Source organism: Pseudomonas sp. FP2338, assembly GCF_030687515.1.
Classification (GTDB): Bacteria; Pseudomonadota; Gammaproteobacteria; order Pseudomonadales; family Pseudomonadaceae; genus Aquipseudomonas; species Aquipseudomonas salomonii.
Genome location: NZ_CP117436.1, coordinates 3,780,866 through 3,800,816 on the forward strand (window position 1 = coordinate 3,780,866; position 19,951 = coordinate 3,800,816).

The 19,951-nt window shown below is 61.0% G+C and carries 22 protein-coding genes and 1 tRNA gene; 12 read left to right on the forward strand and 11 right to left on the reverse strand.

The window, feature by feature from the left end; translation table 11 throughout:
- Positions 1–70 precede the first annotated feature (70 nt).
- The 9 genes from PSH96_RS16985 (at position 71) to PSH96_RS17030 (ending at position 6,267) form a co-directional block, all read left to right on the forward strand.
- Positions 71–1,291, forward strand: coding sequence for a DNA cytosine methyltransferase (locus PSH96_RS16985; RefSeq protein WP_305454005.1), 1,221 nt, complete (start codon positions 71–73; stop codon positions 1,289–1,291).
- Positions 1,292–1,867: 576 nt separating this feature from the next.
- Positions 1,868–2,338 carry a hypothetical protein gene (locus PSH96_RS16990; protein ID WP_305454006.1) on the forward strand — a complete coding sequence of 157 codons (471 nt, stop codon included), beginning with the start codon at positions 1,868–1,870 and terminating at the stop codon, positions 2,336–2,338.
- Between the two features lie 517 nt (positions 2,339–2,855).
- A complete protein-coding gene (locus PSH96_RS17000; RefSeq protein ID WP_305454009.1) occupies positions 2,856–3,302 on the forward strand; it encodes a hypothetical protein in 447 nt (148 codons plus the stop codon).
- Positions 3,303–3,354: 52 nt separating this feature from the next.
- Positions 3,355–3,666, forward strand: a complete 312-nt coding sequence (locus PSH96_RS17005) for a hypothetical protein (RefSeq protein ID WP_152609432.1) — start codon at positions 3,355–3,357, stop codon at positions 3,664–3,666.
- 43 nt (positions 3,667–3,709) lie between these two features.
- Entirely contained in the window at positions 3,710–3,961 is a 252-nt protein-coding gene (locus PSH96_RS17010; RefSeq protein WP_305454011.1) for a hypothetical protein, read from the forward strand.
- On the forward strand, positions 3,958–4,683 hold the full coding sequence (locus PSH96_RS17015) for a hypothetical protein (RefSeq protein ID WP_305454012.1): 726 nt from the start codon (positions 3,958–3,960) through the stop codon (positions 4,681–4,683). The genes PSH96_RS17010 and PSH96_RS17015 overlap by 4 nt, the downstream gene beginning before the upstream one ends.
- Positions 4,684–4,719: 36 nt before the next feature.
- Positions 4,720–4,950 (forward strand): hypothetical protein, encoded by a 231-nt coding sequence (locus PSH96_RS17020; RefSeq protein WP_305454014.1) that lies wholly within the window; start codon positions 4,720–4,722, stop codon positions 4,948–4,950.
- 11 nt (positions 4,951–4,961) lie between these two features.
- Positions 4,962–5,198, forward strand: coding sequence for a DUF4224 domain-containing protein (locus PSH96_RS17025; RefSeq protein ID WP_305454015.1), 237 nt, complete (start codon positions 4,962–4,964; stop codon positions 5,196–5,198).
- A gap of 4 nt (positions 5,199–5,202) precedes the next feature.
- The gene (locus PSH96_RS17030; RefSeq protein WP_305454016.1) at positions 5,203–6,267 is read left to right on the forward strand and encodes a tyrosine-type recombinase/integrase; all 1,065 of its coding nucleotides are present in this window, start codon (positions 5,203–5,205) and stop codon (positions 6,265–6,267) included.
- Between the two features lie 127 nt (positions 6,268–6,394).
- Here PSH96_RS17030 and PSH96_RS17035 read toward each other — a convergent pair.
- A tRNA-Ser gene (locus PSH96_RS17035) sits at positions 6,395–6,485 on the reverse strand.
- A gap of 152 nt (positions 6,486–6,637) precedes the next feature.
- On the opposite strand from PSH96_RS17035, the gene PSH96_RS17040 reads away from it, so the two are divergent.
- Complete coding sequence (locus tag PSH96_RS17040) at positions 6,638–7,309, forward strand: Bax inhibitor-1/YccA family protein (RefSeq protein WP_305454017.1); 672 nt, start codon at positions 6,638–6,640, stop codon at positions 7,307–7,309.
- 72 nt (positions 7,310–7,381) lie between these two features.
- Here PSH96_RS17040 and murB read toward each other — a convergent pair whose 3' ends face one another.
- The 8 genes from murB to PSH96_RS17080 all read right to left on the reverse strand — a co-directional run bounded on the left by murB (position 7,382) and on the right by PSH96_RS17080 (position 14,237).
- Positions 7,382–8,401: a UDP-N-acetylmuramate dehydrogenase gene (murB, locus tag PSH96_RS17045; protein ID WP_305454018.1), complete on the reverse strand. Its 1,020-nt coding sequence runs from the start codon at positions 8,399–8,401 to the stop codon at positions 7,382–7,384.
- Entirely contained in the window at positions 8,398–8,862 is a 465-nt protein-coding gene (locus PSH96_RS17050; protein WP_305454019.1) for a low molecular weight protein-tyrosine-phosphatase, read from the reverse strand. Before PSH96_RS17050 ends, murB begins: the two co-directional genes overlap by 4 nt.
- Positions 8,862–9,626: a 3-deoxy-manno-octulosonate cytidylyltransferase gene (gene kdsB / locus PSH96_RS17055; RefSeq protein ID WP_058419882.1), complete on the reverse strand. Its 765-nt coding sequence runs from the start codon at positions 9,624–9,626 to the stop codon at positions 8,862–8,864. The genes PSH96_RS17050 and kdsB overlap by 1 nt, the downstream gene beginning before the upstream one ends.
- Positions 9,623–9,808, reverse strand: coding sequence for a Trm112 family protein (locus PSH96_RS17060; RefSeq protein WP_003174668.1), 186 nt, complete (start codon positions 9,806–9,808; stop codon positions 9,623–9,625). Before PSH96_RS17060 ends, kdsB begins: the two co-directional genes overlap by 4 nt.
- A gap of 23 nt (positions 9,809–9,831) precedes the next feature.
- Positions 9,832–10,842, reverse strand: coding sequence for a tetraacyldisaccharide 4'-kinase (gene lpxK / locus PSH96_RS17065; RefSeq protein ID WP_305454020.1), 1,011 nt, complete (start codon positions 10,840–10,842; stop codon positions 9,832–9,834).
- A complete protein-coding gene (locus tag PSH96_RS17070; protein ID WP_305454021.1) occupies positions 10,842–11,270 on the reverse strand; it encodes a biopolymer transporter ExbD in 429 nt (142 codons plus the stop codon). Before PSH96_RS17070 ends, lpxK begins: the two co-directional genes overlap by 1 nt.
- Positions 11,267–11,902 carry a MotA/TolQ/ExbB proton channel family protein gene (locus PSH96_RS17075; protein ID WP_016969293.1) on the reverse strand — a complete coding sequence of 212 codons (636 nt, stop codon included), beginning with the start codon at positions 11,900–11,902 and terminating at the stop codon, positions 11,267–11,269. The genes PSH96_RS17070 and PSH96_RS17075 overlap by 4 nt, the downstream gene beginning before the upstream one ends.
- Before the next feature lie 109 nt (positions 11,903–12,011).
- Positions 12,012–14,237, reverse strand: a complete 2,226-nt coding sequence (locus PSH96_RS17080) for a DNA internalization-related competence protein ComEC/Rec2 (protein WP_305454022.1) — start codon at positions 14,235–14,237, stop codon at positions 12,012–12,014.
- 134 nt (positions 14,238–14,371) lie between these two features.
- On the opposite strand from PSH96_RS17080, the gene PSH96_RS17085 reads away from it, so the two are divergent.
- A complete protein-coding gene (locus tag PSH96_RS17085) occupies positions 14,372–14,887 on the forward strand; it encodes a DUF2062 domain-containing protein (protein WP_056861726.1) in 516 nt (171 codons plus the stop codon).
- Between the two features lie 3 nt (positions 14,888–14,890).
- Here PSH96_RS17085 and PSH96_RS17090 read toward each other — a convergent pair whose 3' ends face one another.
- Entirely contained in the window at positions 14,891–16,249 is a 1,359-nt protein-coding gene (locus PSH96_RS17090) for a sensor histidine kinase (protein WP_305460094.1), read from the reverse strand.
- Positions 16,236–16,961 carry a response regulator transcription factor gene (locus tag PSH96_RS17095; RefSeq protein WP_305454023.1) on the reverse strand — a complete coding sequence of 242 codons (726 nt, stop codon included), beginning with the start codon at positions 16,959–16,961 and terminating at the stop codon, positions 16,236–16,238. Before PSH96_RS17095 ends, PSH96_RS17090 begins: the two co-directional genes overlap by 14 nt.
- A gap of 231 nt (positions 16,962–17,192) precedes the next feature.
- On the opposite strand from PSH96_RS17095, the gene PSH96_RS17100 reads away from it, so the two are divergent.
- Positions 17,193–19,946 (forward strand): response regulator, encoded by a 2,754-nt coding sequence (locus tag PSH96_RS17100; RefSeq protein ID WP_138814974.1) that lies wholly within the window; start codon positions 17,193–17,195, stop codon positions 19,944–19,946.
- Positions 19,947–19,951 lie beyond the last annotated feature (5 nt).

The window sequence follows — 19,951 nt, forward strand, 5'->3', positions numbered from 1 at the left end:
CAGCCGGCTCCATGCCGGTCACCCGTAATACCCCATATCAACGAATCACGCCAGCCGGCGAGGATCCCCTATGCCCGATATCACCTACGGCTCTGTGTGCAGCGGCATCGAAGCCGCGACACAGGCCTGGCACCCGCTGGGCATGCGCGCCGCCTGGTTCGCCGAGATTGAGCCGTTCCCTTCGGCGGTGCTAGCTCACCACTACCCCGACGTGCCGAACCACGGCGACATGACCAAGCTGGCCGCCCTGGTGCTGGCCAGCAAGATCCCGGCGCCTGACGTGCTGGTCGGCGGCACCCCGTGCCAGGCCTTTTCGGTCGCCGGTATGCGCGAAGGTCTCACCGACCCGCGCGGCGCCCTCACCATCAAATACGTGGAGCTTGCAGATGCAGCTGACTATGTTCGAGCCATCAACGGCAAACCCGCCAGCGTCATCGTCTGGGAGAACGTCCCCGGCGTCCTCAGTGACAAAGGGAACGCCTTCGGATGCTTTCTTGGCGCGCTTGCTGGGGAAGACTGCGAGCTGCAGCCTCCAGGGAAGAAATGGCAGGACGCTGGTTGTGTGTATGGACCCAAAAGAACAATCGCGTGGCGGGTCCTGGACGCCCAATATTTCGGCCTGGCCCAACGACGCCGTCGTGTGTTCGTTGTCGCAAGTGCTCGAGACGGGTTCGATCCCACCGAGGTACTTTTTGAGCGCGAAGGCATGCGCCGGGATACTGCGCCGCGCCGAGGCGAGGGGCAAGACGTTACCGGAACAGCTCCTTTCGGCCCTGCGCTCCAGTGCGGATGTGGATCCGTCTTTGCTGAATCCCTAGGCCAGTACGGTTGCCCGAACTGCGAAGGCGATGAAGGTCCGGCGGTCGATATGTTTGGCGGCATCCCGGCATTCGGCGGGCATAGCCTGGGTGGCTCGATCGAGCGATCGGCAACGCTCACCGCCAAGGACAGCCGACTTGATATTGAAAGCGAGACGTTTTTCGTACACGGCGTCGATGTTCGCAACGGCGCGCTGACTGGCGAGCTCACCCATACCCTCCAAGCGGGCAACCACGCACCAGATCCGGGAGGTACACCACATATCCTCACGGGCTCCAGGATTCGGCGCTCCACTCCTTGCGAGTGCGAACGCCTGCAGGGCATGGCCGACAACTACACACTGATCCCCTGGCGCGGTAAGCCTGCCAGCGAATGCCCGGACGGTCACCGCTACAAGGCGATCGGCAACAGCAAGGCCGTCACCGTGGTTCGCTGGATCGGCCGGCGGCTATTGCGTCAATTGGCGGACTGATCAGCAAGCGCCAGGCGGTATGCCGTCTTTGTTGAAGTCCTTCAGGCGCTGCCGCTCTTCCTCGGTGGAATGCGCTGGGGTTTCTTGCTCGGCCTCTTTCTTCTTTTCTTCAGTCATCGATATGTCCTCTGGGTGGTAGCTGTTTCGGCACCTGGTGGAATCAGCAGTTCAAATCAATCAACTCCACCGCCCGGGCATGGCCCGGCAAGGACTCCAATACCTAAGCAAAGGCGCCATTACCAAATCGAAACTGGCCTAAACGTACACAAGCCTGCTGACAATATCTGAATCGATTAATGGGATGGTTCCATCCCCCTGCTGATCAGCTATCCACCGCTGCGCTAGATAGATATCGAACTTCCAAGGATGCACCTTGAGAAGCCCAATTGCAGTGTCGGTAATCCGATAGCTTCCGCATGACGGGCAAGGATATTCCTGAACGTCCGGCAGCACGATTGGCGCAACCTCATCCCCACATATGTAGCAGCCCATGATTACCCTCCCCGGTGATCACTTAACTCTATCTTCGATCTGTCTTCCTTCCAATACCCGGGCATGGCCCGGCAAGGACTCCCCATGCCCACCCATCAAGACGAAACCCTGCATCAACGATATGCCAGAGAGAACCAGGACTACCTGAAGCTCTGCGGCAGCATGACTGCCGAGCAAGTGGCCGACCTTCAGTTGCAGCTGCACAATTCGCTCGTCCGCGAGCAAGCCCTGCAACAGCGCCTGACCGCAGCGGATGAGCGGGCTGACATTGCTACGTCGCTGATCCAGCGCATCGTTGCCAACTTCGATAACGAGATTGAGTGCCACGAAGACGTTGAGCCGAACGACTTGGAGCATGATCAGGTGCTGACTGAAATGCGCGAGTTCTTGAGCCCTAAGGATTCTGACTGGCGCATGAACCCATGCAAGAAAGGTCATCGAGATGTCGGTGCCGCTGGCGGGATAGCGCACTGCTACACCTGCGACGAGAAGGTCACGGCGGCCAACACTCAAGAAGCTTTCGAGCAATGGAACGCAACGCATCCAGCCACTTGAACGCCGAATCCCGACAGGAGTACATCCGTACTCCAGCAAGGAAAGTGGTTATCAGACTACTCGCCCTGGCGCGAACCTGGCCTAGGAAGAGGAGCTGACTCAGCGGATTTTGAAGTTAACGAGAGCGCCGGAGCTTTTATCCTCGCCTGCTCAAGACCCCATGCCAAAGCCTTTGTCATAGTTTCTGCTGGGGTGGAATCAAATGCTTCCTCATAAAGCATCATTCCCTTAGCCGCGTACACACCGATAAAAAGCTGAGTTCTCCCTAAAAGAGACATACGGACCTGGACATTCAAAAAGGTCCCGTCAACCAGTCGTTCGTCCACAGAGCGTGTGTGGATCGCAGTATTTACCCATTCCCAGTAAACCTGGCCTCTGTTTCGCATGTGCGTTTGCTCTGATGTTAAGGCTGCGATTATGCGACCGAGGCGAATCTCAGCGATATACCCATCCAAAAAGATTTTTATTCACACCCAACCTATCCAAAGTCAGCCGCTATAGCGGCAAGGACGAAGTCATGCCTGAAGAAATCAACGAAGCCTGGCCGGACCACTTCCGCTATATAGACACCATTGGCCCGGAAGGCCTGGAGGTGCACTGCATCACTTATCAGGTGATCGGCGAAACCGCGCAGTGTTTCTACATCGGCGATACCCATACCTGCGACCTGGTCAAAGGCCCGCAATACAGCTGGACCGCTGAGGCGATTAAGAAGCGCAGAAAGCGCGTGCTGAAAGACGGTGGCAACTGGGGCCGTCGATTCGCCTACACCGACAAGGCGCTGGCACTGCGCTCTTATAAGGCACGCAAGGCCTGGCAACTGCGACACGCTCGTCTGTCAATGGAGCGGGCCCAAGCGGCAATCGGGTACTTCGGCGATGGCCGGGCAGAAAGCGTGATACCGGAAGCAGCAGTGACAATCCCGAACGAATACATCCAGGGCTTAAATTGGGAGAACTACTGATGATCTCCACCCTCTGGTTCGCCTACTTCTTCATCTACAAGGGGCAGAGGCCATGAGAGTTGTTCGCCGTTTCGTGGATGATCCTGCCGCCCAGTATGGGTTCCGTTCGGTACCGGCGACCTATGAGGATGCCGAGAAGATCACAGGCTTTCGCCTCGACCGCCGAGTCAACTACTCGATCAACCAGGAAGGCGAGGTCGAGCAGGAAAGCTGGTGCACTTTGGATTGCTCGGGGTGTGGCTGCGGTTGCGAGGGTGGTTGCAGCTGCGGCCCGTCCACGGGTTGCAGCGAATGCGGCTACACCGGAAAGCGCCGGCACTACTTTGGATTCCCGCCCTCCCCGCCAGAACGCAAGACCCCCTAACCCCAGTCCCCCTACATGCCTGCCGGTGATCGGCGGGCGAGGTATGCGCGTGAATATTTATCGACACACCTTCGCAGCCGTCTGCCCTTCAGACGGGGAAACGATCATCTACCGCCTTGAGTTGCGGTCGAACGCCATGATTCACGTCGAGCACATCAAGGCAGCGACAGCACTGATCAAAAAGGGTTGGCACGAACAAATTGCCGACAGCCTGGCCGAATCCCTGGGCGGCGATCAAACCATCGTTGCCACGCACCAGGGCGTCGAGATCGAAACAGTGAGGCTCAGCGGATGATCCATTATCACGGCACGCCTGTCGGCGGTAAGCGAGAGGATGCCGCTAAGTTCCTCGCCGGCCGGCATGCGCTGGTGCCGTTCCCACGCAAGGACGATCTCGGGATCGTCGCGGATGTATGCAAGTCGTTTGTTTTCGATAACGGCGCATTCACAGTGTGGAAAAAAGGCGGTCAGGTAGACGTCGATGGATACACGCGCTGGGTCGAAGACTGGCACCGGCACCCCGGATTCACTTGGGCGCTCATTCCGGACGTCATTGACGGTGATGAAGAGGCCAATGACGAGCTTGTTCGGCAGTGGCCAGAAGAGCTTCGCGGAGTTCCTGTATGGCACTTGCACGAATCGCTTGAGCGGTTGCAGCGGCTGGCAGGGTGTTGGCGTACGGTCGCCCTGGGCAGTTCTGGGCAATGGGCTTCACCGGGCACTGGAGCATGGTGGAAGCGGATGGGCGTCGCGATGGATGCCATCTGCGATGACCAAGGACGCCCGGCTTGCAGGCTCCATGGCCTGCGAATGCTCGACCCTGCAATATTCCAGCACCTGCCCTTCGCGTCCGCCGACTCTACAAACGCCGCGGTAAACGGCGGCAGCATCAGTCGCTTCGGCATGTACGCCCCGCCGACCGCCGGCCAGCGCGCCAACGTCATCGCCGACCGCATCGAGTCGCACAACAGTTCCCCGATCTGGCAGCGAGGAACCCAGGCCGAAATGGCCTTGTAACCCACCTTCTGCCGCCCAGCGCGGCAAGGACACCCCATGTTTGCAACAAAACTCACCCTGATCATGCTGGGCCTGGTGCTGTACGTGTCAGCCAGCATCTGCTGGTTCTTTTGGACCGCCCCCGGCCTGCTCATGGATGGCGAGACGGCCGACCTCATTGGCGCCTTCGCCGGCACCTGCACCTGGTTGCTGATCACCTTCAGCCTGGTCATCCAAATCATCAGGACAGCGCAGCCTGGCGTATCACTCCACAAGCCTGAGCAATAGAGGTGCACACCATGGAAATGCAAAGCGAAACGCTTGCCGAGGAAGAGCTCGCGGCGATCACAGGCTACATGATCCCGTCTGGCCAGATTGCGTGGCTCAACCGGAACGGCTGGAAATACGTACTGACGCGGGCGCGTCGGCCGGTTGTTGGCCGAGTCTATGCCCGGATGAAGCTGGCGGGCGTGAAACCGTCAGCAGAAAACGTCGCGGCCGAGGTCTGGTCGCTGGATCTATCAAAAGTAGGATAAGTCGATGCGAGCAAAAAAGGCGGCAAACAGGGACCTGCCGCCACGAATGATTCGGCGGGTGCGCACGCTGAAAGGCGGTAAAGAGTGGGTTGGGTATTACTACGACGGGAGGAATGAAGACGGGAAGCGGGTGGAAATCCCGCTCGGGGGTGACTTGGATATCGCCAAGGCTGAATGGGCAAAGCTCGATTGCAAGCCGGTGCCGAAGAAGAATGCTCTTCTGGGCCAGGTGTTCGACCGATACGAGCGAGAGATCATCCCCGGCAAGGCGCCGAAGACGCAAAGCGATAATCTGCTGAGCCTGAAGCAGCTGCGTAAAGGCTTCACCGATGCTCCCATCGACGCGGTGACACCGCAGATTATCGCGCAGTACCGAGACGGCCGCACAGCGAAGGTACGCGCCAACCGGGAAATATCGTTGCTGTCACACATTTACAACATCGCGCGCGAGTGGGGTCTCACCGAAAACAACCCTGCCGCCGGCGTGCGCAAGAACAAAGAAGCGCCTCGCGACTTTTATGCAACCGAAGAAATTTGGAGCGCTGTCTACGCGGTCGCGGCGTCGGAGCTACGTGATGCAATGGACCTGGCCTATTTGACCGGCCAGCGCCCAGCGGACGTGCTATCGATGCGGGAGGCTGATGCAGTGAATGAGTTTCTGCAGGTTGCCCAAGGCAAGACATCCAAAAAACTGCGCATACGCCTGACCGCTGCTGGGGTGCTAAACGATCTCGGCGCGCTGGTAGAGCGGCTCATCGAGCAGCGTCGAACACGCAGTGTCCGAAACCCATACCTGATCATCACCGAGGATGGCCGGCAGGTTACCAAGCACATGCTTCGCCTTCGCTTCGACGACGCACGCGACAAGGCTATCGCAACCGCCAAAGAGAAAGGCGACGGGGTGTTGGCGGCCAGCATTCGCCAATTCCAATTCCGTGATATTCGCCCGAAAGCGGCAAGCGAGATCCTCGACCTGGGTGATGCAAGCCGACTGTTAGGACACACGGACAAGCGGATAACCGAAACAGTTTATCGACGTGTCGGAGAGATCGTGAAGCCAACTCGGTGACCGCAATTTGCAAAGAGTTGCGGAAACTGCCTGAAATGATGCGGAAACGATCAGCCGTTAAGATGGCGGCGACACCAAACCCCAGAAACGCAAAAGCCCCGCAATCGCGGGGCTTTTGTGTAAATCTTGGCGGGAAACCAGGGATTCGAACCCTGGAGACGCTATTAACGTCCGCCGGTTTTCAAGACCGGTGCATTCAACCACTCTGCCAATTTCCCTTTTGCTTCACAGGATTATCATAGCCCATCCCGTGTCAGCGGGCGCCATAATACCCGAATGAAACACACTGTCAAACTCTTGCCATGGCTTGTTACAGAGCGTCTGTTATGATCCTTGCGACTGAATGTTTCAAAACTGAAGGAGTGTCGCCATGCGCGAACAGAATTACGCACTGAATGGTAACGCGCAGGCTGAGCAGCTTGAAGTCAGCCGCGTGTTGCGCAACACCTACGGCTTGCTCGCCCTTACCCTCGCGTTCAGCGGCGTAATGGCGTATGTGGCGCAGCAGATGCGCGTCGGCTACCCGAATATCTTTGTCGTGTTGATCGGTTTCTACGGTCTGTTCTTCCTGACCAACAAGCTGCGTGACTCGGCCTGGGGCCTGGTGTCGGCGTTTGCCCTGACCGGTTTCATGGGCTTTATCCTTGGCCCGATCCTCAACCGTTACCTCGGCATGGCCGGCGGCGCGGAAGTGGTCAGTTCGGCATTTGCCATGACTGCCCTGGTATTTGGTGGCCTGTCGGCCTATGTGCTGATCAGCCGTAAGGACATGAGCTTCCTGGGTGGCTTCATTACCGCAGGCTTCTTCGTGTTGCTGGCGGCAGTGGTTGCCGGCATGTTCTTCCAGATCAGCGGCTTGCAGCTGGCGATCAGCACAGGTTTTGTGCTGTTCTCCTCCGTGTGCATCCTGTTCCAGACGAGCGCCATCATCCACGGCGGTGAGCGTAACTACATCATGGCGACCATCAGCCTGTATGTGTCGATCTACAACCTGTTCATCAGCCTGCTGCAGATCTTCGGCATCATGAGCCGCGATGACTGATTGCTAGCGCAATAAAAAATGCCCCGTATCGAAAGATACGGGGCATTTTTGTTTTCACAGGATTGCTGACGCTTAGTACTGGTTGGGTTCCATTTCCAGATCGACCTTGAAACGTTCGGCAATATCACGCTGGATGCGCAGCGCCAGGTTGGCAATGTCATGCCCGGTGGCTGCGCCATAGTTGACCAAAACCAGCGCCTGCAGTTTATGCACGCCGGCATCGCCGTCGCGAAAGCCCTTCCAGCCGGCTTTATCGATCAGCCAGCCAGCGGCGAGTTTCATCTGCCCATCGGCCTGCGGGTAGGCCACCAGGTCCGGGTACTGCGCCTTCAGCTCAGCCGCCAACACCTGGGACACCAGTGGGTTTTTGAAAAAGCTGCCGGCATTGCCCAGTTCTGCCGGGTCGGGCAGTTTTTCGCGGCGAATGCTGCAAATGGCACGGCTGACATCGCTCGGCGTCGCCTCAGTGATGCCCTGCCCGGCCAGGCGCTGCTGCACCGGGCCGTAGTCGAGCTTGAGGTGGCTGGCGCGGCTCAGGGCGAAACGCACGCGCAGGATCAGCCAGCGCCCGGTTTCGTGCTTGAACAAGCTGTCGCGGTAGGCGAAGTTGCACTCTTGCAGGCTGAAGTCGCGCAGCTCGCCGGTGTGGCGATCCAGCGCGGTGAGGCCGGCAAATACGTCCTTGATCTCCACGCCGTAGGCGCCGATGTTCTGCATCGGCGCAGCACCGACGGTGCCGGGGATGAGGCTGAGGTTCTCCAGGCCGCAGAAGCCGTGTTCCAAGGTCCACAACACAAACGGGTGCCAGGCTTCGCCCGCTTCGGCCTCGACCACCACGTGCACGCCATCATCCTGCAGCACCCGAATGCCCTGGGTGGCCATGCGCAACACCAACGCCTGGATATCCTGGGTCAACAGCAGGTTGCTGCCACCGCCGATCACCAACAGCGGTAATGACTGCGCCGCCGCATAGGCCAGGGCTTCACGCACATCGGCGTCGCTGCGAGCCTCGGCAAACCACTGGGCGCGCACATCGATGCCGAAGCTGTTGAATGGCTTGAGCGATACCTGCGCAAGCACTTGCAAGGTCATAACCGCCCCTTCAATTCGATCACCAATAAATCACAGGCCCGCTCGATCAGGTCCAGGACCCGCTCGAAGCCTTGCTCGCCTTCGTAGTAAGGGTCTGGCACTTCGTCCACTTCGGCGTCATAGCGACGCAGGAACAAGTCCAGCTCGGCTTTACCTTGGCCCGGGTGCAACGCCTTGAGGTTGCGCAGGTTGCTGTGGTCCATGGCCAGGATCAGGTCATATCGAGCAAAGTCTGCACGGGAAACCTGCTGGGCACGCTGGGCCGACAAGTCGTAACCGCGTACCAGCGCCGCGCGCTGGCTGCGCTGGTCCGGCGGGTTACCGACATGCCAGTCACCCGTGCCGGCAGACGCCACCTCAACCCGGCCGGCCAGCCCCGCTTCGCGCAATTTATGGCGCAACACACCTTCGGCGGTGGGCGAGCGGCAGATATTACCCAGGCAGACGAACAGAACCTCCATCAGGCCCCCAGCAGGCGACGGACGCGCTCAAGGTCTTCCTGGGTGTCGACACCGGCTGGCGGCGCTTCCAGCGCGTCGCCCACATGGATGCGCACGCCGTGCCACAGGGCACGCAACTGTTCCAGGGACTCGGTGTTTTCCAGCCAGCACGGCCCCCAACTGACGAAGTCATGCAGGAAACCGGCGCGATAGGCATAGATGCCGATATGGCGACGGTACGGTACGCCCTCGGGCAAGACGTCGGGCTGTTTGGCGAACGCATCACGCGCCCACGGCAGGGTCGAGCGGCTGAAGGTCAGCGCAAGGCCATTGATATCGCTGACCACTTTGACCACGTTCGGGTTGAACAGGGTATCGATGTCTTCGATGGGTTCGGCCAGGGTGGCCATGCGCGCCTCGCCATGGGCGGCCAGGTTGGCGGCGACCTGATCGATCACGCACGGCGGGATCAGGGGTTCGTCACCTTGCACATTGACCACAATCGCATCGGGCGCCAGCCCCAGTTGCGTGGCGACTTCAGCCAGGCGGTCGGTGCCGGAATTGTGGTCTTCACGGGTCAGCACCGCTTCAGCGCCGAAACCTTTGCAGGCCTCGATGATGCGCGGGTCATCGGTGGCAACCACCACGCGCTCGGCGCTGCTTTTGCAAGCCTGCTCCCACACCAGCTGGATCATCGGCTTGTTACCGATCAGTTGCAGCGGCTTGCCCGGCAGGCGCGTGGAGGCGTAGCGCGAAGGAATGACAACGGTAAAGGCGGTGGTCATTTATCCAGGCGCTCATCGGTAGTCAGGGTACGAGCTTCGCTTTCCAGCATTACCGGGATGCCATCACGGATCGGGTAAGCCAGGCCGGCACCCTTGCTGATCAACTCGGTTTTGTCGGCGCTGAGCTTGAGCGGGCCTTTGCAGATTGGGCAAGCGAGGATGTCGAGCAGTTTGGTGTCCATGAGTATTTCCTGGAAAAAGCGGTTTAAGGCAAAAGTCGGGCGGGCAGCAGGCGCATCAATTGGGTGTCGAACCAGGCTACAAACGCCGGTGACGGCAATGCGTCTACTGCAAGGTACCACCAGTCGGACTGGGCAAAGGCGCGGCACTTCACCGCGTCTTTTTCGGTCATCACCAACGGCAATGACGGTGTGAAATTCAACACCTCTGCGCTGTAGGGCGCATGGTCGGCAAACGCATGGGGAATCGTCTGCCAGTGTAGCGTTTCGAGGGTATTGAAGAAACGTTGCGGGTTACCGATACCCGCGACGGCATGGACCCGCTGGCCGGCGGCAAAATGCTCGACCGATTGGCGCTCCCCGGTTTTCAGGTTGATCAGCGCCGTGGGTTGCAGGCGAAAGGCAAACCCATCCTCGCGATCGCCCCCGGCGCCGTTGTACAACAGCGCATCGACACTGTGCAGGCGCTCCACCGGCTCACGCAAAGGCCCGGCAGGCAAGCAGCGGCGGTTGCCCAGGCCACGGGCGGCATCGATCAGCACCAGTTCCAGGTCGCGGGCCAGGCGGTAATGCTGCAGGCCATCGTCGGAGAGGATCAGGTCCAGGGGTTCACTGGCCAGCAAGGCTTTGACGGCGCGGCTGCGGTCTGGATCGATCATCAGGGGTACGCCGCAGCGCTGAACGATCAGCAACGGCTCATCGCCCGCCACTTCGGCGCTATGGCTGGGCTCGACCCGCCACGGCAACTGCGGCGGCTTGGCACCGTAGCCGCGGCTGACCACGCCGACCCGCAGGCCGCTGCGCCGGCAGTGTTCGATCAGCCACAGGATCAAGGGCGTCTTGCCCGTGCCCCCAACGGTTATATTGCCCACCACCACCACAGGCACCGGCGATTGATAAATCTCACCCTCGCCCGCCAGGAAGCGCGCGCGTTTGCGCTGCACAACACGACGGTACAAAAATTCCAGCGGCCGCAGCAGCGCGAGTGCCGGATGGCCCTGGTACCACGCCTTGAGCAAACGATCGGACATGGCCATCAGGGCGGGCTCGCCGCCTCGACGGTGGTCATGCGCAGATGGCTGAAGCCCAGCTTGCCGGCGGCGTCCATCGCAGTGATCACGGCTTGATGCTGGGTTTTACCGTCAGCGCTGATGGAGAGCGGCATGTTGGTATCGCCGCCGGACTCTTTCTCCAGCGCCGCCATCAGGCTGGCAAGGTCATTTTTTTCGAGCAATTGGTTATTGACCGAAAACACCCCGTCGGCGCTGATGGCAATGTCCAGTTGCTTGGTTTGCTGGTCTTCGGCCGGTGAGCCACTGACTGCTTCGGGTAAGTCAACGCGCAGCTGGGTTTCGCGGGTGAAGGTGGTAGTCACGACAAAAAACAGCAGCAGGATAAAGACCACGTCGATCAGCGACGCCAGGTTGATATCAACATTCTCCCGTTGCTTGCGGCGAAATTTCACGCTCGGCCCTCAACGAAATCGACATCACGATCGCCCTGCACCACTTCCACCAGCTTGATGGCTTCCTGTTCCATGCCGACCACCAGTTCATCGATGCGACGCTGCAGGAAGCGGTGGAAAAACACCGACGGAATACCGACCATCAGGCCCGCTGCCGTGGTGATCAAGGCCTTGGAAATACCACCGGCCAGGACGGCGGCGTTGGTGGTCATGCCTGAACCCATGAACGAGCTGAAAATGTCGATCATGCCCAGCACCGTACCCAACAGGCCAAGCAAAGGCGCCATGGCCGCGATGGTGCCGAGCGCATTGATATAGCGCTCCATTTCATGGATGACGCGGGCAGCGGCCTCTTCGATGCATTCTTTCATGATCTCGCGACCATGCTTGGAATTGGCGAGGCCCGCTGCAAGGATTTCACCCAACGGCGAGTTGGCGCGCAACTCCTTGAGTTTTTCTTTATCCAGCTGTTTGTTCTTGATCCAGCCCCACACCTGCCCAAGCAGATGCTCGGGGGTTATGCGACTGGCGCGCAGGGTCCACAAACGTTCGGCAACGATGCCGAGTGCGGCGATGGAGCTCAAGATAATCGGCAACATCATCCAGCCGCCGGATTTGACCAATTCCCACACAGTGAATGTCCCCTCGAAAAAGTGCGCCACTTTACCATATAGGTTCACCCGCGTGGTTCGCAGGCACCAGGCCCGCCTGTCGCAGGCCCGGGTGTTTGGCAAGCCTGTATTACGGTAACGCTTCGCGCCAGAAGCGCCGTTGACTGCGCGCAACAACCGGCGCTCTAAAACCGCCCAGTTGCACACGCACCGCACCTTGCTTGGCGCTGTCGTAGACGCGGCTGCCCAGCGCCTGGTAACGCGCCGTCACCTGTGGATGGGGATGCCCGAATGCATTACCACGGCCTCGGGAAATCAACACGGCCTTGGGCGCAAGCCGCTGCAAAAACGCCAAGGATGAGGAACTGCGGCTGCCATGGTGCGGCGCTTGCAGCCAATCGGTCGGCACCGCCAAGGGCGACGCGAGAAAGGCTTTCTCGGCCGCCTCATCAATATCGCCCGTCAGTAGCAACCGCTCGCCACGGGCCTGTACCTGCAAGACGCAGGATTTCGGATTGCTGCTGGTGGCGCCAGGCCATTGCCACACCTCGAATGACACGCCATCCCACTCCCAGCGCTCGCCACTGTTACAGGGTTGGGCCGCGAGAAAGGTCGGCAGCCCTTCGGTCTCGCCGCCGATAACCCGCCCAACGGGCAGTACACGGGCAACCGCTGCAGCACCGCCGGCATGGTCAGCGTGGGCGTGGCTGATTACCATCGCATCCAACGCCGCCACCCCGAGCTTTTGCAGGGATGGCAGCACCACGCGCGCGCCCAGGTCAACCGCCCCCGAGCGCGGGCCTACGTCGTAGAGCATGGCGTGATGGCGCGTGCGCAGGATCACCGCCAGCCCCTGGCCGATATCCAATTGCACCACCTCCACCTGCCCGTGCGGGACCAAGGTCTTAGGTGGAAAAACCGCCAACAACAGCATCGGCCAGCCGAGCAGCCGCAATGGCACGCCTTTGGGCAAGAGTAAAAGCACCGCGCCCGCGACGCTGATCAACCAATAACCCAACGGCACGTCGGCGGGCACCCACGCTGCGCGCAGCCCGGCCAGCAGCGCCAAGCTTGTGAAGAGGCCGTCCAACGCACCGCCAGCCAGCCACAACACGCCCTCTCCCACCCACGGCACCGCCAACAGTGCGGTGCCCAGCAGTGCCAACGGCAGCACCACCAGGCTGATCCACGGCACCGCAAATAGATTGGCCACCGGCGCGCTGAGGCTGATGGGCAACCCCAGCACCAGCAGCACCGGAAACAACCCAATGGCGATCAGCCATTGGGGACGGGTCCATGCCTGCCAGACGCTCCACGCGCCCAAACGCCCGCTGAACGCCAGCACCAGCACGGCCACGGCGGCAAACGACAACCAGAATCCCGGTTGCAAACTGGCCAGCGGTTCCAGCACCAGCACGGCATTGAACGCCAGTAATAACGGCCACCACACACCCAGGTGGCGAAACCGCAAACGCCACAGCAGCACCAACCCGACCATCACGCAGGCCCGTTGCACCGGCACACCGAAACCCGCCAGCAGGCCATACCCCAGCGCGGCAGTAAATGCCAGGCCGCAGGCCCATGGCAGCCAGGGCAAAGCGCGGGGCCAGCAGCCGTAGCGCGCCAGCCCGGCCACCAGGGCGTAGATCAAACCGGCCAGCAAGCCAATGTGCTGGCCGGAAATCACCAGCAGGTGCACCGTGCCGGTGTCCTGCAACACCCGCCAATCCTCGGTTGCCAACCCCGAGCCGTCGCCCAGCACCAAGGCCGCCAGCCCCGCCTCGCGGCCCTGAGCATCCACCGCCAGCAGGCGTTGCCGGACGCTGTCACGCCAGGCATGGCGGGCCGGCGCCAGGCGCTGGCCGTCTTTCACCGAACCAGTGGCGCCGATGCGCTGGGCCAGCAGCCAAGCCTCGTAATCAAACCCCTGGAAATTGAGCAGGCCCGCCGGCCGCTTGAGCGTGACCGCCAGCCGCCAGCGCTCGCCGCTGTTAACCTGCGGGCCGCCATGCCAGGACAGGCGGATACGCTTGGGCAGCCTGGCCTTGCGTGACCGGCTGTCGGCCAGTTCGAAGCGCACACCGGTGCCGGTGGTTTGCGGCAACCCGATTACGCGCCCCTCAATCCAACGGGTCTGACCGTCCAGATCCGGCCTTAGCCGGTCGTCCAACGCCCATTGCGCACTCATGCACGCCCAGCTCACGCCCAACAGCAAAAATGCCAGCGGGTAGGCACGAAACGGCAGCAACATCAAGGCCGCTACCAGCATGGCCAATAGCCAAGCGGTGGACGGCAGTGCGGGTAAAAACCGCAGCGAAAGTAAGCCAAGTCCGAACGCGAACATCCCTGTTCTCATGAATCATCCTTTTCCAGTGATCCACTAGTCTTAGTCGGATACTTCCCGCGGCCTCTGATGTTTTGTCACAAAGTCTGAATTTTCTGTTTATAGAATGCGGGCATACTTGCCCCTCGAACTGACCTGGACCCCTTATGCCCCGGCGCTTATTCAAACGGTACATGCCCGACCCCACGAGTATCCGGGAACATAAGTCCTTACGATTTCTCGGCACGTTGCTGCATGACCCCAACCTCTGGCACCTGAACCGCCATTCCGTCGCACGCGCCATGGCAGTGGGCCTGTTCGCCGCGTTTATTCCGATTCCATTGCAGATGTTATTGGCGGCGGTCCTGGCGATCGCCGTGCGCGGGAATATGCCGATTGCCGTGAGCCTGGTATGGCTGACCAACCCAATCACCATGCCGGTGGTGTTCTTCTGCACCTACCTGACCGGCGCCTGGCTGATGAACACGCCGCCGCGCAGCCTGCCCGACAACCTGACCTGGGAGTGGATCAGCAGCCAGCTGGGCACGCTGTGGCAGCCGTTCCTGCTGGGTTCCGTGGTGTGCGGGTTGGTATTGGCCGCGCTGGCCTATTGCCTGACGATGGGCTACTGGCGCTGGTGGGTCGCGCATCAGTGGAAGAAGCGCAAACAACGACGTGGCTGACGGTTAGCGCGCCGGCAGCCGCAAGTGCACGCACAAACCTTGCGCGGTGTTTTGCGCCCACAACGTCCCGCCCTGGCGCTGTACGGCATTACGGGCGATGCTCAAGCCCAGACCAAAACCGCCATCACCCGGCCGAGAGCCTTCGAGGCGGGTGAACGGCGCAAAGATACGTTCCAAGTCCTGCTCATCAATACCGCCGCCCTGGTCTTGCAGCCAGATATGCCACTCATCGCCCTCGCGACAGCCGTCCAGTGTCACCAGCCCCTGGGCGGGCGAATGCCGGATGGCATTGCGCAGGATATTTTCCAGGGCCTGGGCCAGCGCATTCAGGTTGCCGCGCACCCAGCAGTCGGCGGGCAACAGGCACGGCAAACGCGCTGCTGGCCAATCACTTTCATAACAGGCGTTTTCCCGCAGCATGTCCCACAAGGCCTGAAGCTGGATGGCTTCCTCGGGTAGCGGCGTTCGCTCGCTGTCCAGCCAGGCCAGTTGCAGGCTGTCTTCCACCAGGCGCTGCATGGCGTCGATCTCGCGGCCCAAGCGCTCGCGCAACTGCGCTAGATCCTGCTCACTGTCACAGGCCACGCGCAAGCGGCTCAACGGCGTGCGCAATTCATGGGACATGTCCCGCAATAACTGTTGCTGCAACTCCACCGTACCCTGCAAGCGCTCGGACATGTGGTCGAAGGCGCGGCCCAGCTCCCCCAATTCATCCTGGCGGCTGGTGGCCTCGCGGGACATGCGCGTATTCAATTGATCGGCGCGCCAGGCGTTGGCCTGCTCGCGCAACTGGTTCAGCGGCATGATCAGTAGCCGATAAAGCCCCACGCACAGCAGTAAGGTAAACAGGCCGGGGATCACACCGTTGGTCACCACGCGCCACAACACCTGATAGCGCCCTGGCATAAAGCGCTGGGGCAATTCGATCACCAGCGAGCCGGCGCCAGGGTTGACCGCAAATGGGATTTTCACCCAGGGCAGGCCTTTGACATGCCGGCTGACCGGCCACTCCAGACCGCGCAGAAAAGTCAGGCGCTGGCTTTCCTTGTCGCTCAGCGGCAGGCTGCTCAGCGACTGCAGGTTGTTGCCGATTACACCGATCCAGGTGGATTCGCGCTTGGCCATCAGCTGCAGCCAGGCGTCCACGCCAGCACTGCCCTGGGTGCTCCATGCCAATTCCGCGCCTGCGGCATAGCCGCGCAAAATCTCGCGGGATTCCTCGGCCACATAGGCGCTCTGCTCTTCCATGTAGCGGCCCCAGGACCAACTGAGCCAGATCATCAGCAAACAGAAGGCGATCAGCAGGCAGGCGAGTTTCCAGAATAACGAGTGCCGGCCGGGCAGCCGCTCAAAGCCCTTCATCATGACCGCTCAGCACATACCCCTTGCCCCACACCGTGCGCACTTCGCGCTCGCTGTAGCCGATGGCCTTGAGCTTGCGGCGGATCTGGCTGATATGCATGTCCAGGCTGCGGTCGTGGGGTGCATAACCACGTTGCAACACATGCTGGTAAAGGAAGGCTTTGCTGAGCACTTCATCGGCGCTACGGTGCAAGGTCTCGAGCAGGCGATACTCGCTGCGCGTCAGCCCGGCCGAGTGTTCTTGAAAGAACACGTCGTACAGTTCATCGTCAAAACGCAGGCTGCGTGCCTCGTCGCGTGCGGGTAAACGCAGCGGCAACGGCCGCCGGTCGAGGGCCACGCGGCGCAGGATGGCTTCGATGCGCACGCGCAGTTCGATCATGCTGAACGGCTTGGGCAGGTAGTCATCCGCGCCCAGGCGAAAACCGCTGATGCGATCGGCTTCGGCGCCCAGCGCAGACATGAGGATGACCGGCGTCGCATGGTGCTGGCGCAAATGGGTAAGAATCGACAAACCGTCCATGCCCGGCAGCAGGATGTCCATCAACACCACGTCGAACGCCTGGTCACGTGCCATCTGCAGGCCCTGTTGGCCGTTCTGGCACCAGGTGACCTGAAAGCCACAGCGGCCCAGGTGCTCATGCACATAGGCGCCCAATACCGGGTCGTCTTCAATGGTCAGGATACTGGGTAGGCCAACTGCGGGATTCATTAGCGTCTGCAAGTCATTCTCAATGACTGATTATTCAAGATTAAACGGTGACAGGCAATCGCCACCCGGCTGCCGACGGCTCGAAGATTGCCCTCGGAGATTGACGTCGGAGATTGACATCGATCATTAATTTGCGAGGTTCCACACCGCGCAAATGGCTACACTGCGCAGGTGGCGTGGGCCGGATGCCCGCGCAGATCATCGAAAACAGTGTGGTAGCAGGAGAGTGGCGTGCTTAGAAGAATGGGGATAAAAGGCCGCGTACTGTTGCTGACCTTATTACCGACCAGCCTGATGGCCCTGTTGTTGGGGGGCTATTTCACCTGGATGCAGCTGTCGGAGTTGCAGACCCAATTGCTGCAACGCGGCGAAATGATCGCCGAGCAATTGGCGCCGCTGGTGGCCCCGGCGTTGAGCAGCAAGAACACCGACTTGCTCGAACGCATCGCCACTCAGTCGCTGGAGCAACCGGATGTGCGCGCGGTGTCGTTCCTCGCACCGGACCGCTCGTCCCTGGCCCACGCCGGCCCGACCATGCTTAACCTCGCGCCGGTCGGCAACAGTTCGCACCTGCTGCAGCGCAGCGGCAATGACGCTACGCGCTACCTGCTGCCGGTGTTTGGCCGCCATCGCAACCTCGCTGGCGAATTGATCCCTGACGAGTCCGACCGCCTGCTGGGTTGGGTCGAAGTGGAGCTGTCGCACAATGGCATGTTGCTGCGCGGTTATCGCAGCCTGTTTGCCAGCCTGCTGCTGATCGCCATCGGCCTGATCTGCACGGCCGCCCTGGCGTTGCGCATCAGCCGTACGATCAACTCGCCCATCGGCCAGATCAAGCAAGCCGTGGCCCAACTCAAGGACGGCAACCTCGAAACCCGCCTGCCACCCTTGGGCAGCCAGGAACTGGACCAATTGGCCTCGGGCATCAACCGCATGGCCGAAACCCTGCAAAATGCCCAGGAAGAACTGCAACACAGCATCGATCAGGCCACCGAAGACGTGCGCCAGAACCTGGAAACCATCGAGATCCAGAACATCGAGCTGGACCTGGCGCGCAAGGAGGCCCTGGAAGCCAGCCGGATCAAGTCGGAGTTCCTGGCCAACATGAGCCATGAAATCCGCACGCCGCTCAACGGCATCCTGGGTTTCACTCACCTGCTGCAAAAAAGCGAGCTGTCGCCGCGCCAGCTGGATTACCTGGGCACCATCGAAAAATCCGCCGACAACCTGCTGGGCATCATCAACGAGATCCTCGACTTCTCGAAAATCGAAGCCGGCAAGCTGGTCCTCGACAGTGTGCCCTTCAACCTGCGCGACTTGCTGCAAGACACCCTGACCATCCTCGCCCCCGCCGCCCATGCCAAACAGCTCGAGCTGGTGAGCCTGGTGTACCGCGACACGCCGCTGGCGCTGGTGGGCGACCCGTTGCGGCTCAAGCAGATCCTCACCAACCTGATCAGCAATGCGATCAAGTTCACCCGCGAAGGCACTATCGTTGCCCGCGCGATGGTCGAGGACGAACAGGAAGACAGCGTGCAACTGCGCATCAGTGTGCAAGACACCGGCATAGGCCTGTCGAACCAGGACGTGCGTGCGCTGTTCCAGGCCTTCAGCCAGGCCGACAACTCGCTGTCGCGCCAACCCGGCGGCACCGGCCTGGGCCTGGTGATTTCCAAACGACTGATCGAGCAGATGGGCGGCGAGATCGGCGTCGACAGCACACCGGGCGAAGGCTCGGAGTTCTGGATCAGCCTGAGCCTGCCCAAAACCCGCGACGACGCCGAAGACCTGCCCTCCCCGCCGCTGCTCGGGCGTCGTGTGGCCGTGCTGGAAAACCACGAGCTGGCGCGCCAGGCCTTGCAACACCAACTGGAAGATTGCGGCCTGGAAGTGACACCGTTCAATACCCTGGAAAGCCTCACCAACGGCATCACCAGCGCACACCAGACCGAACAGGCCATTGACCTGGCGGTGCTCGGCGTCACCGCCAATGACATACCGCCCGAACGCCTCAACCAGCATCTATGGGACCTGGAACACCTGGGCTGCAAGGTGCTGGTGCTGTGCCCGACCACCGAACAGATGCTGTTCAACCAATCGGTGCCCAACCCCAACAGCCAGTTGCAGGCCAAACCTGCGTGCACGCGCAAACTGCGCCGCGCATTGGCCGACTTGATCAGCCCGCGCCCATTGCGCAGCGAACCCGGCGAACCGCTGTCCAGCCGGGCGCCGCGCGTACTCTGCGTGGACGACAACCCGGCCAACCTGTTGCTGGTGCAGACCTTGCTCGAAGACATGGGCGCCAAGGTGCATGCGGTCGAAAGCGGGTATGCGGCGATTGACGCGGTGAAGCAGGAAACCTTCGACCTTGTACTGATGGACGTACAAATGCCCGGCATGGACGGGCGCCAAAGCACCGAGGCGATCCGCCAGTGGGAAAGCGAGCGCCACGGCACGCCGCTGCCGGTGGTCGCGCTCACCGCCCACGCCATGGCCAACGAAAAACGCGCGCTGCTGCAAAGCGGTATGGACGACTACCTGACCAAACCCATCAGCGAGCGGCAGCTGGCCCAAGTGGTGTTGAAGTGGACCGGCCTGGCCCTGCGCAATCAAGGGCCGGAGCGCGCGACTGACGGTTTGGCACCCGGCGTGCAACTGCTGGTACTCGATCATGAGGAAGGCCTGCGCCTGGCGGCCAATAAAGCCGACCTGGCCGCCGACATGCTTGCGATGCTGCTGGCTTCGCTGGAAGCCGATCGCCTGGCGATCACCGCCGCCCGTGAAGCCAAAGACAACAATGCGCTGATCGAACGCGTGCACCGCCTGCATGGCGCCACCCGCTACTGCGGCGTGCCGCAATTGCGCGCCGCCTGCCAACGCGCAGAAACCTTGCTCAAGCAAGACGACGCCAAGGCCATCGCTGCGCTGGATGAACTGGACATGGCGATTGCGCGGCTGGCCAGTGAAGCGCGGGTCAGCGCCTGAATCCT

What these genes read in the sequence shown, in the direction of transcription:
- PSH96_RS16985 (WP_305454005.1), top strand. Translation starts at nt 71, where the DNA reads ATGCCCGATATCACCTACGGCTCTGTGTGCAGCGGCATCGAAGCCGCG.
- PSH96_RS16990 (WP_305454006.1), top strand. Translation starts at nt 1,868, where the DNA reads ATGCCCACCCATCAAGACGAAACCCTGCATCAACGATATGCCAGAGAG.
- PSH96_RS17000 (WP_305454009.1), top strand. Translation starts at nt 2,856, where the DNA reads ATGCCTGAAGAAATCAACGAAGCCTGGCCGGACCACTTCCGCTATATA.
- PSH96_RS17005 (WP_152609432.1), top strand. Translation starts at nt 3,355, where the DNA reads ATGAGAGTTGTTCGCCGTTTCGTGGATGATCCTGCCGCCCAGTATGGG.
- PSH96_RS17010 (WP_305454011.1), top strand. Translation starts at nt 3,710, where the DNA reads ATGCGCGTGAATATTTATCGACACACCTTCGCAGCCGTCTGCCCTTCA.
- PSH96_RS17015 (WP_305454012.1), top strand. Translation starts at nt 3,958, where the DNA reads ATGATCCATTATCACGGCACGCCTGTCGGCGGTAAGCGAGAGGATGCC.
- PSH96_RS17020 (WP_305454014.1), top strand. Translation starts at nt 4,720, where the DNA reads ATGTTTGCAACAAAACTCACCCTGATCATGCTGGGCCTGGTGCTGTAC.
- PSH96_RS17025 (WP_305454015.1), top strand. Translation starts at nt 4,962, where the DNA reads ATGGAAATGCAAAGCGAAACGCTTGCCGAGGAAGAGCTCGCGGCGATC.
- PSH96_RS17030 (WP_305454016.1), top strand. Translation starts at nt 5,203, where the DNA reads ATGCGAGCAAAAAAGGCGGCAAACAGGGACCTGCCGCCACGAATGATT.
- PSH96_RS17040 (WP_305454017.1), top strand. Translation starts at nt 6,638, where the DNA reads ATGCGCGAACAGAATTACGCACTGAATGGTAACGCGCAGGCTGAGCAG.
- murB (WP_305454018.1), bottom strand. Translation starts at nt 8,401, where the DNA reads ATGACCTTGCAAGTGCTTGCGCAGGTATCGCTCAAGCCATTCAACAGC.
- PSH96_RS17050 (WP_305454019.1), bottom strand. Translation starts at nt 8,862, where the DNA reads ATGGAGGTTCTGTTCGTCTGCCTGGGTAATATCTGCCGCTCGCCCACC.
- kdsB (WP_058419882.1), bottom strand. Translation starts at nt 9,626, where the DNA reads ATGACCACCGCCTTTACCGTTGTCATTCCTTCGCGCTACGCCTCCACG.
- PSH96_RS17060 (WP_003174668.1), bottom strand. Translation starts at nt 9,808, where the DNA reads ATGGACACCAAACTGCTCGACATCCTCGCTTGCCCAATCTGCAAAGGC.
- lpxK (WP_305454020.1), bottom strand. Translation starts at nt 10,842, where the DNA reads ATGGCCATGTCCGATCGTTTGCTCAAGGCGTGGTACCAGGGCCATCCG.
- PSH96_RS17080 (WP_305454022.1), bottom strand. Translation starts at nt 14,237, where the DNA reads ATGAGAACAGGGATGTTCGCGTTCGGACTTGGCTTACTTTCGCTGCGG.
- PSH96_RS17085 (WP_056861726.1), top strand. Translation starts at nt 14,372, where the DNA reads ATGCCCCGGCGCTTATTCAAACGGTACATGCCCGACCCCACGAGTATC.
- PSH96_RS17090 (WP_305460094.1), bottom strand. Translation starts at nt 16,249, where the DNA reads ATGAAGGGCTTTGAGCGGCTGCCCGGCCGGCACTCGTTATTCTGGAAA.
- PSH96_RS17095 (WP_305454023.1), bottom strand. Translation starts at nt 16,961, where the DNA reads ATGAATCCCGCAGTTGGCCTACCCAGTATCCTGACCATTGAAGACGAC.